Origin of the sequence: Rubrivivax benzoatilyticus JA2 = ATCC BAA-35 (assembly GCF_000190375.1) — a bacterium.
Lineage (GTDB): Bacteria > Pseudomonadota > Gammaproteobacteria > Burkholderiales > Burkholderiaceae_C > Rubrivivax > Rubrivivax benzoatilyticus.
On record NZ_AEWG01000008.1, the window covers coordinates 16,894 to 26,485 of the forward strand.

Sequence of the window (9,592 nt, forward strand, 5' to 3'; positions counted from 1 at the left end):
TCGAAGGCTTCGCTTTCGTCAGCCTCCCGATGCAGATCTACGCCAACCCTCGCCACGCCGCCCACGACGGGCGCCAGGAGATGTTCCGCGGCAAGCTCGTGCCCTGCCACGAGGTGCCGGCGCGGCTGGAGCACGTGCTGGCCGAACTCGGCCGCCGCCCCTTGGGCGAGATCCAGGCGCCGCCGCCGGTGGCGCGGGCGCTGCTCGAAGCGGTGCACGCGCCGCGTTACCTGCGTTTCCTCGAGACCGCCTGGGACGAGTGGGTCGCGCTCGACCCGGCCAACGCTGCGCTCGACGCGCTGCCCTCGGTCTGGCCGGTGCGCGGTTTCCGCGCCGACGTCGAGCCCGACAACTTCGCCGCCCGCCTGGGCCTGTACTCCTTCGACGCCGGCACGCCGCTGACCGCCGGCACATGGGCCGCGGCCGAAGCCGGCGCGGCCTGTGCCGCGGCGGCGGCCACATCGGTGACAGGCGGCGCGCGCGCCGCGCTGGCGCTGACGCGGCCGCCGGGCCACCACGCGGGCCACGACTTCTTCGGCGGCTACTGCTTCGTCAACAACGCCGCGGTCGCCGCCCAGGCCCTGCGTGACGGCGGCGCGCGCCGCGTCGCGGTGCTCGATGTCGACTACCACCACGGCAACGGCACGCAGAGCCTGTTCTACGAACGTGCCGACGTGCTGACGGTGTCGATCCACGGCGACCCGCGCACCGAGTACCCGTTCTACCTCGGCCACGCCGACGAGACCGGGGCCGGGCACGGCCTGGGCTGCAACCTGAACCTGCCGCTGCCGGCCGGCACCGACTTCGCCGGCTGGCGCCAGGCGTTCGACGCGGCGCTGGCGCGCATCGCCGCCTTCGCGCCCGACGCGCTGGTCGTGGCACTCGGCGTCGACACCTACGAAGGCGACCCGATCTCGCGTTTCCGCCTGGCCAGCGCCGACTACCTGACGGTCGGCGCGGCCATCGCCGGCGCCGGGCTGCCGACGGTGTTCACGCTCGAAGGCGGCTACGCCGTCGCGGCGATGGGCGTCAACGTCGTCAACGTGCTCGAAGGTTTCGAGACCGCGGCACGATGAGGGACACGCCCGCGCTGTTCACGACGCCGCGGCTGGCGGTGCACGAGCTCGCCGCCGGCGACTTGCCGCAGCTGCAGGCACTGCTGGAAGCCTGCAGCGACTTCTACGTCCTGGTCGGCGGCCTGCCGCCGGCGCCCGACGAAGCAGCGGAGATGCTCGCCGAGCGCCCGCCCGAACACCTGAGCTGGACGCGCCACTGGTGCGCCGGCGCCTACGAGCCCGACGGCACGCTGGCCGGCGTGCTGCTCGTCATCGCCGACCTCGGCACGCCGGGCTGCTGGCACACGGCGCTGTTCCTGCTGCACCCGAGCCAGCGCGGCACCGGCGCCGCCGCCGAGCTGCACGCCGCGCTCGAAGCCTGGGCGCGCGCGCAGGGCGCCTGCTGGCTGCGGCTGGGGGTCGTCGTCGGCAACGAACGCGCCGAACGTTTCTGGCGCCGTTGCGGCTACGAGGCGCTGCGCACGCGGCCGATCGAAGCCGCCGACGGCAGCACGCGCACGACGACGGTGATGCTCAAGTGCCTGGGCGAGGCCGCCGTCGCCGAGTACCTCGAACGGGTGCCGCGCGACCAGCCCGGCTCGACGCTGCCGTGATCCGCACGCCGTTCGAGCGCCTCGGCGGCGCCGTCCTCGAGGTGCTGCTGTGGATCTTCGACCGCATCCGGGCCCTGGCCTGGCGCGACCTCGAAGGCCGGCACCACGAGTTCCGCCACATCCCGATCGACATCGTCGAAGGCGACGGCGCCGAACGCTGGCTGCGCCTGGACCACGTGCGCCGCGTCGTGCCCGAGCTGCCGGTCTTCGCGTCGCTGCGCCACCGCCACCCGCGCGGGCTGCGCCGCGACGAGGCCGGCGGTGTCGAACGCATCGAGGCGCGCACGCTGCGCCGCGAGCTGACGCAGGCCCAGGCGCTGCGCACGCGGCGTTTCCTGATCTGGCTGGACCGCGTCGTCATCGACCCGGCCGAACGCCGCGAGCGCATGCGCTCGCCCCACTGAAAGCCCCGATGCAGTTGCTGCCCGCCACCGCCGACGACCGCGAGCTGATCGCGGCGCTCGTCGCCCATTCCAACGCCGACGTCGCCGCACGGTTCGGCCTGACCGAAGCCAACTGCCCGAAACACCCGTCGTTCTGCACGCCGGCGTGGATCGCCGAGGAGAACGCCCGCGGCCAGCGCTACATCCTGGCGCGTGTCGACGGCGAGGCCGCCGGCTGCGTCGCGCTGGATTTCCCGGCCGAGCCCGGCACCGTCTACCTGAACCGCCTGTCGGTGCTGCCGCCGTGGCGCCGCCGCGGTGTCGGCCGCGCGCTGAGCGAGGCCGTGCTGGCCGCCGCCGCCGGCTGGGGCGCCCAGCGCGTCAGCATCGGCGTCATCGCCGCGCACGGCGAACTGGTGCAGTGGTACGAGCGCCTGGGTTTCGTCGCCGGGGCCACGCGGCGTTTCGAGCACCTGCCGTTCGAGGTGCTGTACATGACGCGAGAGCTGGCGCCCTTCGCCCCGGCGCCGCTGTTCGACACAGAGCGCCTGCACTGCCGGCGCTGGCGTCCCGAAGACCACGAAGCGCTGCAGCGCGTGTACGGCGACGCCGACGCGATGCGCTGGGCCGGCGACGGCCGCGGCATCACGCCGGCCGAATGCGAGGCCTGGCGGCGTGTCACGGCGATCAACGACGCGACCCGCGGCTACGGCATGGCGACGCTGGAGCGGCGCGGCGACGGCCGCATCGTCGGCTTCTGCGGCCTGGTGCATCCGGGCGGCCAGGTCGAACCCGAGGCCAAGTACGCGTTCGCGCGCGAACACTGGGGCCAGGGCCTGGCCAGCGAGGCGCTGCAAGGCCTGCTGGCCTGGGCCGACGCACGCGGCATCGGGCCGGTCATCGCCACCGTCGCCGAGCCCAACCTGGCGTCGCGGCGCGTCATCGAGAAAGCCGGCATGCAGTGTGTCGAGCGCCGCGACGAGGACGACGGCATCGCGACGCTGGTCTACACCCGCCCGGCCGGCTGAAGCGATGGCGCCGGCGCGCGTTCTCGTCAGCGCCTGCCTGCTCGGCGACGCGGTGCGCTGGGACGGCGGCCACCAACGCCTGGACACCGCCGTGCTGCGGCGCTGGCAGGCCGAAGGCCGGGTCGTCGGCTTCTGCCCCGAATGCGCCGGCGGCCTGCCGGTGCCGCGGCCGCCGGCCGAGATCGAGCCGGGTGCCGACGCGGCAGCGGTGCTGGCCGGGCGCGCGCGTGTGCTGGCACACGACGGCCGGGATGTGAGCGCCGCCTTCGTCGCCGGTGCAGAAGCCGCGCTGCGCGCTGCGCACGAGGCCGGCGCCAGCGTCGCGCTGCTGAAGGACGGCAGCCCGTCGTGCGGCAGCACCTGCGTGCACGACGGGCGTTTCGCCGGCGCCACGGTGCCGGGGCGCGGCGTCACTGCCGAGCGGCTGGCGGCCGCCGGTCTGGCCGTCTTCGTCGAGACCGAAGTCGCCGCGGCAGATCGCTGGCTCCAGGCGGCGGACGGCGGCACCATCGCGGCATCGCCACCCCGGGAGCCGTGATGAAACGCCTGGCCCTGCTCGCTGCCGTCGCCACCACCGCCTGCGCCGCGCCGACGGCCGGGGAGATCCACGCCCGCTTCGCCTGCGATGACGGGCGCACGCTGGACGTCGTCTTCGTGCCGGAGCGTGAACTCGCACGCCTGGCCTGGGAGGGCGGCACGCTGGAGCTGCCGCAGCAGCGCACCGGCTCGGGCTATGCCTATTCCAACGGCCGCGTCGGGCTGCGTGGCAAGGGCCGCGAGCTGCAACTGGAGATCGGGCGGCGCGTGCCGATCGACTGCCGCGAAGTGGCAGACACGCCGGCACGATGAACCCCGGGCTGTCGCGCTATCGCCGCATCGTCTTCCTGACCGGCGCCGGCATCTCGGCCGCATCGGGGCTGCGCACCTACCGCGGGCCGGGCGGCATCTGGGACGACGCCGAGGTCGCCGAGTGCAGCCACGTGTACACGCTGCACAGCCAGCCGCAACGAACTTGGGCGCTGTTCGGCGGCATGCGCGCGCCGGTCGCGGCGGCCCAGCCCAACGCCGCGCATCTCGCGCTGGTGCGTTTCGAGGCCGCGCTCGGGCCTGATCAGGAGCTCCTGCTGATCACGCAGAACATCGACGGCCTGCACCAGCGCGCCGGCAGCCGGCGTGTCGTCGAGCTGCACGGCAACGTCAGCACGACACGCTGCAGCCGCGACGGCTGCACGCTCGCGCCCTACCCCGACACGACGACGCACGCCGGCACCGTGCCGCGCTGCCCGCGGTGCGGCGCAGCGCTGCGGCCGGACATCGTGCTCTTCGGCGAGATGTTGCCGATGCCGGCGTTGCGCCAGGTGCAGCAGGCGCTGCAGGACTGCGACCTCTTCGTCGCCGTCGGCACCTCGGGCACGGTGACGCCAGCGGCCGAGTTCGTGCGCGGCGCACGCCAGGCCGGCGCCCACACCGTCTACCTGAACCTGGAGCCGATGCGCCCGCGCCACCCGGCGTTCGCCGAAGAGCGGCTCGGCCCGGCCGAAGACCTGCTGCCGCGCTGGCTGGGCGTGGCCTGAACGTGCCCCCTGCGCCACACGGGGCTTGTGGGCGCCGGCGTGCCACGCCTAGGCTGGCCGCCTGGACCGAGGAGAGCGTCACGATGCCGATCGAGATCCACCCGCTGTCGCCCGAACGCTGGGACGACTTGGAGACGCTGTTCGCGGCCAAGGGCTGCTCGGTGGCCCGCGGCTGCTGGTGCATGTACTACCGCGAGTCGGGCAGCGGCAGCGGCGACGAGGCCAGCCGCCGCACGCACCGTCGCGACGCGCTGCGGGCGCTGGCCGAGGCCGATCCGCCGCCGGGGCTGATCGGCTACGAGGACGGCCGGCCGGTGGGCTGGGTGGCGCTGGCACCGCGTGAGCAGTACCCGCGGCTGCGCCGTTCGCCGGTGGCGCGTCCGGTGGACGATCAGCCGGTCTGGTCGGTCGTCTGTTTCGTCGTGCCGGGGCCGGAACGCCACCGGGGTGTCGCCAGCGCGATGCTGCGTGGTGCGATCGACTTCGCCCGGGCACGCGGCGCGACGCTGCTCGAGGCCTACCCGATCGACAAGGCCGAGCCCTCTGCCGACGACGGGATGTGGAACGGCGCCGTGTCGATGTACACCAAGGCCGGCTTCACCGAGGTCGCGCGGCGCCGTCCGCAGCGGCCGGTGATGCGGCTGGCGCTGGTCGACGGCGATCCTTCCACTTGACGACACTCAAAACCACGTCGCGAAATACGCAGCGACACTGGCCCGGCGCCGCGCGGCTGCCCGGCGCCCCCGCGCATGGCCCCGAAACGTTTCCCGATCAACCCGCCGCATCCCGAGCGCACCTGCTGGGGCTGCGACCGCTACTGCGCCGCCGATCAGCTGGTCTGCGGCAACGGCTCCGAGCGCACCCAGCACCCGGTCGAGTTCTTCGGCCCCGACTGGCACGACTGGGTGCCGCCGTCGGGCGCGGCCGGGGACGAGGTCGCGCCGGCCGACGTGGCGCCCGCCACCTGACGCCGAAGGGCTGCGCCGGCATCGCACCGCGGCGGGCCTAGCATCGACGCCGAAAGCGGCCGTCGCCGCGACCAGGAGAGACCATGTTCGACCACCTCGGCTTCGGCGTGCGCGACCTGCAGGCCAGCACCGACTTCTTTCTCGCCGCACTCGCGCCGCTGCGTGTCGGGCTCGTGATGCGCGGCCCGGACGGCAGCGTCGGCCTCGGCCGCGACGGCAAACCCTCGCTGTGGTTGTACGAAAGCGGCACGGCTCCGGCGCCGCTGCACATCGCCTTCGTCGCCGAAAGCCGCGCCCAGGTCGACGCCTTCCACGCCGCGGCGCTGGCCGCCGGGGCCCGCGACAACGGCGGCCCCGGGCTGCGGCCGCACTACCACCCGAACTACTACGCCGCCTTCGTCATCGGCCCCGACGGCCACAACGTCGAGGCGGTGATCCACCGACCGTCATGACCGGCCCGCTGATCGAGGTCCGCACGACGGTGGCCACCGAGGCCGACGCGCAGCGCATCGCCGATGCGCTGGTCACGCGCCGGCTCGCCGCCTGCGTTCAGGTCGAGGCGGTGCGCAGCACCTACGTCTGGCAGGGCGCGCTGCAGCACGACAGCGAGTGGCGGCTGCTCGCGAAGACGCTGGCGGCTCGCTGGCCCGAGCTCGAGGCGGCGATCCGCGAGCTGCACCCCTATGCGCTGCCGGCGATCTGGGCGACGCCGGTCGTGTTGGCCGGGGCCGACTACGCCGCCTGGGTCGAGGCCGGCTGCTCGCGCTGAACGGTGGCCAGGCGGCGGTTATCCGGGTCGGCGCAGAAGGCGGGCCGGACGCCGACGCGGATCGTGTCAGTCGTCCATTGTTCTGTTCGCCCGCGGTCGCGGGGATACTCCGGCGATGACCCTCTCCCCCCGCATCACCCTGTCCCTGCTGGCCGCCACGCTGCTGCTGGGCGCCTGCGCGTCCAAGGAGGTCGGCCGCGCCGGCGACGCCGCGGTCACGCCGCTGAAGGATCTCAACGTCGTGCGTGAAGCCATCCCCGAGGTGCTGCGCGCCGCACGCAAGGCGCCGTACCGGCTGGACGCCGACACCAGCTGCGCGAGCACCGCGACGGAGGTCTCCGCGCTGGACGACGCGCTCGGCCCCGACCTCGACGCGCCGCGCGGCGCCGAGGCCGGCCTGCTCGAACGCGGCACCGATGCGGCCGGCGACGCCGCCATTGGCGCCGTGCGCCGCACCGCCGAGGACGTGATCCCGTTCCGCGGCTGGATCCGCAAGCTGACCGGCGCCGAGCGCCACTCGCGCGAGGTGACAGCGGCGGTGATCGCCGGCGGCGCCCGGCGCGCCTTCCTCAAGGGCTGGCGCAGCGCCCAGGGCTGCCCGGGCGCCGAGGCCGCCGCGACGAACACCGCCCAGCGCCCATAAGCCGGGCCGCCGGCGGTCGTGGCCGCCGACGGCCCCATGGGCGACCACCGCCGCCACTTGACGGCAGTCAACTCGACAAGCTCCGCAGGCGGCATCCTCGTGGACAGGAAGCGGGGTGGCCGACGGCCGCCACGACGGGTTCAACGCTTGGCTTGGGGCTGACGATGGAAGACCGCCACGACCTGCAACGTTTCGTCGACGCGCAGGAGCCGGTCATCGACCGGGTGCTCGCCGAGATCGGCGCCGGCCGCAAGACGACGCACTGGATGTGGTTCATCTTCCCGCAACTCGCCAGCCTCGGGCGCAGTTCGATGGCGCGGCTGTACGGCCTGCACGGGCGCGACGAAGCCCTGGCCTACTGGCGCCACCCGGTGCTCGGGCCGCGCCTGCGCCTGTGCTGCGAGAAGCTGCTGGCCGTGCCGGGCCACGCGTCGGCGCTGCAGGTTCTCGGAAGCCCCGACGATCTGAAGCTGCGTTCTTCGCTGACGCTGTTCGCTGCGGTCGCGCCGGAGGAACCGGTGTTCCGACTGCTGCTCGAACGCTTCTACGACGGCCACCCCGACCCGCTGACGGCGGCGCAGCTCTGAACTTCGCGCACCGCGGACGGCACGGCGCCTGAACCCGCGCGCGGCCGGCAACGGGCGGCAACGTCACGCCGACGCAGCGCACAAAGACAAACGGCACCTTGCGGTGCCGTGTGCTGCCTTGATGGCGTCCCCTAGGGGATTCGAACCCCTGTTACAACCGTGAAAGGGTCGTGTCCTAGGCCTCTAGACGAAGGGGACCTTGAATCTGCGTCGTCTCGTGCGCGAAAGCCCGATTCTCCCGACGCGGAAAACCGGCCATGAAAAGACAAACGACACCTTGCGGTGCCGTCTGCTGTTTGGCGTCCCCTAGGGGATTCGAACCCCTGTTACAACCGTGAAAGGGTCGTGTCCTAGGCCTCTAGACGAAGGGGACTGAAACCTTCGCGCCCTGAACGGCGCCGCTGGCTTGATTCCGTCACTCCCTCGCGGGAGATTTGGTGGAGGTAAGCGGGATCGAACCGCTGACCTCTTGCATGCCATGCAAGCGCTCTCCCAGCTGAGCTATACCCCCATCGAATTGCTTCGACTTGGAACTAGCGGTGCCGTTCAAGCGAGACTAAGAGTATAGAACGTGTTTCAGATGGATTGCAAGCGCTCGAGCAAAATTTTTCGCTCGAACAGCGCAAGCACCGCGTCGATCGACGGCGTCTGCGGCCGGCCGCAGACCAGCACACGCAGCGCCGGGGCCAGCTGCGGCATCTTCAGCTGGTGATCGGCCAGCACCTGCTTCATCGCCTGGGCGATGGTCGCCTTGTCGAGATCGATCTCGGCGAGCCGCTCGCGCAGCGCGCGGATCGCCGGTTTCACGGCGTCGGTGACGTAGGTCTGCAGGTCCTCGTCGCGCGGCGTGACCGGCACGTAGAGCATCTCCGTCCAGTCGGCGAGCTCGACGACCGTCGTGCAGCGGTCCTTGAACAGCGCCGCGGCACGCGTCAGCCGGTCCAGGTCGCCGGCCGTCACGCCGCGCGTCGCCAGTTGCTGCTGCACCAGGCCCGCCAGGCGCGCGTCGTCGGCCTGCTTCATGTAGTGCGCGTTGACCCAGGCGAGCTTGGCCGGGTCCCATTGCGCCGGGCTCTTGGCGAGGTGGCTGCCGTCGAACCAGCGCACCATCTGCTCGCTGGAGAACAGCTCCTCGTCACCGTGGCTCCAGCCCAGGCGCGCGAGGTAGTTCAGCATCGCTTCGGGCAGGTAGCCCATTTCCTGGTACGCGGTGACGCTGACCGCGCCGCGGCGCTTGGACAGCTTCAGGCCGTCGTCGCCGAGGATGATCGGGCAGTGGCCGAAACGCGGCAGCGGCGCACCCAGCGCGCGGAAGATGTTGATCTGCCAGGGCGTGTTGTTGATGTGCTCGTCGCCGCGGAAGACGTGGGTGATCTTCATGTCCCAGTCGTCGATGACCACGGCGAAGTTGTAGGTCGGCATGCCGTCCGGGCGCAGGATGATCAGGTCGTCGATCTCGGTGTTGGAGATCATGATCGGGCCCTTGACCAGGTCGTCCCAGGCGACCATGCCCTGCTGCGGATTGCGGAAGCGCACCACCGGCTTCACGCCCTCGGGCACCGGCGGCAGCACCTTGCCCGGCTCGGGGCGCCAGCGGCCGTCATAGCGCGTCTTCTCGCCACGGGCGCGCTGCTCCTCGCGCATCGCGTCCAGTTCCTCGGGCGTGCAATAACACTGGTAGGCCGTGCCTTCGGCGAGCATCTGCGCGATGACGGCGTGGTAACGCTCCAGGCGCTGCGTCTGGTAGAACGGACCTTCGTCGTACTCCAGGCCCAGCCACTTCATCGCGTCGAGGATCTGGTCGACCGATTCCTGCGTCGAGCGCTGGACGTCGGTGTCCTCGATGCGCAGCACGAACTGGCCGCCGAAGTGGCGGGCATAGGCCCAGGAATACAGCGCGGTGCGCGCGGTGCCCAGGTGCAGGAAACCCGTCGGCGACGGGGCAATGCGGGTGCGGACGTTCATGCCAGT

At 72.3% G+C, this 9,592-nt stretch carries 14 protein-coding genes and 3 tRNA genes; 13 read left to right on the plus strand and 4 right to left on the minus strand.

Features of this window, described 5'->3' with window-relative positions:
* Nucleotides 1-29: 29 nt before the first annotated feature.
* From RBXJA2T_RS00830 to RBXJA2T_RS00890, 13 genes are all read left to right on the plus strand, one after another.
* On the plus strand, nucleotides 30-1,076 hold the full coding sequence (locus RBXJA2T_RS00830; RefSeq protein ID WP_009855410.1) for a histone deacetylase family protein: 1,047 nt from the start codon (nucleotides 30-32) through the stop codon (nucleotides 1,074-1,076).
* Nucleotides 1,073-1,669, plus strand: a complete 597-nt coding sequence (locus RBXJA2T_RS00835; RefSeq protein WP_009855411.1) for a GNAT family N-acetyltransferase — start codon at nucleotides 1,073-1,075, stop codon at nucleotides 1,667-1,669. The genes RBXJA2T_RS00830 and RBXJA2T_RS00835 overlap by 4 nt, the downstream gene beginning before the upstream one ends.
* A complete protein-coding gene (locus RBXJA2T_RS00840; protein WP_009855412.1) occupies nucleotides 1,666-2,073 on the plus strand; it encodes a hypothetical protein in 408 nt (135 codons plus the stop codon). Before RBXJA2T_RS00835 ends, RBXJA2T_RS00840 begins: the two co-directional genes overlap by 4 nt.
* A gap of 8 nt (nucleotides 2,074-2,081) precedes the next feature.
* Nucleotides 2,082-3,080 carry a GNAT family N-acetyltransferase gene (locus RBXJA2T_RS00845; protein WP_009855413.1) on the plus strand — a complete coding sequence of 333 codons (999 nt, stop codon included), beginning with the start codon at nucleotides 2,082-2,084 and terminating at the stop codon, nucleotides 3,078-3,080.
* A 4-nt stretch (nucleotides 3,081-3,084) separates the two neighbouring features.
* Nucleotides 3,085-3,618: a 2-thiouracil desulfurase family protein gene (locus RBXJA2T_RS00850; protein ID WP_009855414.1), complete on the plus strand. Its 534-nt coding sequence runs from the start codon at nucleotides 3,085-3,087 to the stop codon at nucleotides 3,616-3,618.
* A complete protein-coding gene (locus RBXJA2T_RS00855; RefSeq protein WP_009855415.1) occupies nucleotides 3,618-3,929 on the plus strand; it encodes an MliC family protein in 312 nt (103 codons plus the stop codon). The genes RBXJA2T_RS00850 and RBXJA2T_RS00855 overlap by 1 nt, the downstream gene beginning before the upstream one ends.
* Nucleotides 3,926-4,654 (plus strand): SIR2 family NAD-dependent protein deacylase, encoded by a 729-nt coding sequence (locus RBXJA2T_RS00860; RefSeq protein ID WP_009855416.1) that lies wholly within the window; start codon nucleotides 3,926-3,928, stop codon nucleotides 4,652-4,654. The genes RBXJA2T_RS00855 and RBXJA2T_RS00860 overlap by 4 nt, the downstream gene beginning before the upstream one ends.
* Before the next feature lie 83 nt (nucleotides 4,655-4,737).
* Nucleotides 4,738-5,328, plus strand: coding sequence for a GNAT family N-acetyltransferase (locus RBXJA2T_RS00865; protein WP_009855417.1), 591 nt, complete (start codon nucleotides 4,738-4,740; stop codon nucleotides 5,326-5,328).
* Between the two features lie 75 nt (nucleotides 5,329-5,403).
* Nucleotides 5,404-5,622: a DUF3079 domain-containing protein gene (locus RBXJA2T_RS00870; RefSeq protein ID WP_009855418.1), complete on the plus strand. Its 219-nt coding sequence runs from the start codon at nucleotides 5,404-5,406 to the stop codon at nucleotides 5,620-5,622.
* An 83-nt stretch (nucleotides 5,623-5,705) separates the two neighbouring features.
* Nucleotides 5,706-6,074 carry a VOC family protein gene (locus RBXJA2T_RS00875; RefSeq protein ID WP_009855419.1) on the plus strand — a complete coding sequence of 123 codons (369 nt, stop codon included), beginning with the start codon at nucleotides 5,706-5,708 and terminating at the stop codon, nucleotides 6,072-6,074.
* Nucleotides 6,071-6,391 carry a divalent-cation tolerance protein CutA gene (cutA, locus tag RBXJA2T_RS00880; protein ID WP_009855420.1) on the plus strand — a complete coding sequence of 107 codons (321 nt, stop codon included), beginning with the start codon at nucleotides 6,071-6,073 and terminating at the stop codon, nucleotides 6,389-6,391. The genes RBXJA2T_RS00875 and cutA overlap by 4 nt, the downstream gene beginning before the upstream one ends.
* 115 nt (nucleotides 6,392-6,506) lie before the next feature.
* Nucleotides 6,507-7,034 (plus strand): hypothetical protein, encoded by a 528-nt coding sequence (locus RBXJA2T_RS00885; protein ID WP_009855421.1) that lies wholly within the window; start codon nucleotides 6,507-6,509, stop codon nucleotides 7,032-7,034.
* A gap of 164 nt (nucleotides 7,035-7,198) precedes the next feature.
* Complete coding sequence (locus RBXJA2T_RS00890) at nucleotides 7,199-7,621, plus strand: DUF1810 domain-containing protein (protein WP_009855422.1); 423 nt, start codon at nucleotides 7,199-7,201, stop codon at nucleotides 7,619-7,621.
* Between the two features lie 122 nt (nucleotides 7,622-7,743).
* Here RBXJA2T_RS00890 and RBXJA2T_RS00895 read toward each other — a convergent pair.
* The 4 genes from RBXJA2T_RS00895 to gltX all read right to left on the minus strand — a co-directional run bounded on the left by RBXJA2T_RS00895 (nucleotide 7,744) and on the right by gltX (nucleotide 9,586).
* A tRNA-Glu gene (locus RBXJA2T_RS00895) sits at nucleotides 7,744-7,819 on the minus strand.
* A gap of 99 nt (nucleotides 7,820-7,918) precedes the next feature.
* Nucleotides 7,919-7,994 (minus strand) — tRNA-Glu (locus tag RBXJA2T_RS00900).
* 62 nt (nucleotides 7,995-8,056) lie between these two features.
* A tRNA-Ala gene (locus tag RBXJA2T_RS00905) sits at nucleotides 8,057-8,132 on the minus strand.
* Nucleotides 8,133-8,197: 65 nt separating this feature from the next.
* On the minus strand, nucleotides 8,198-9,586 hold the full coding sequence (gene gltX, locus RBXJA2T_RS00910) for a glutamate--tRNA ligase (protein WP_009855423.1): 1,389 nt from the start codon (nucleotides 9,584-9,586) through the stop codon (nucleotides 8,198-8,200).
* Nucleotides 9,587-9,592 lie beyond the last annotated feature (6 nt).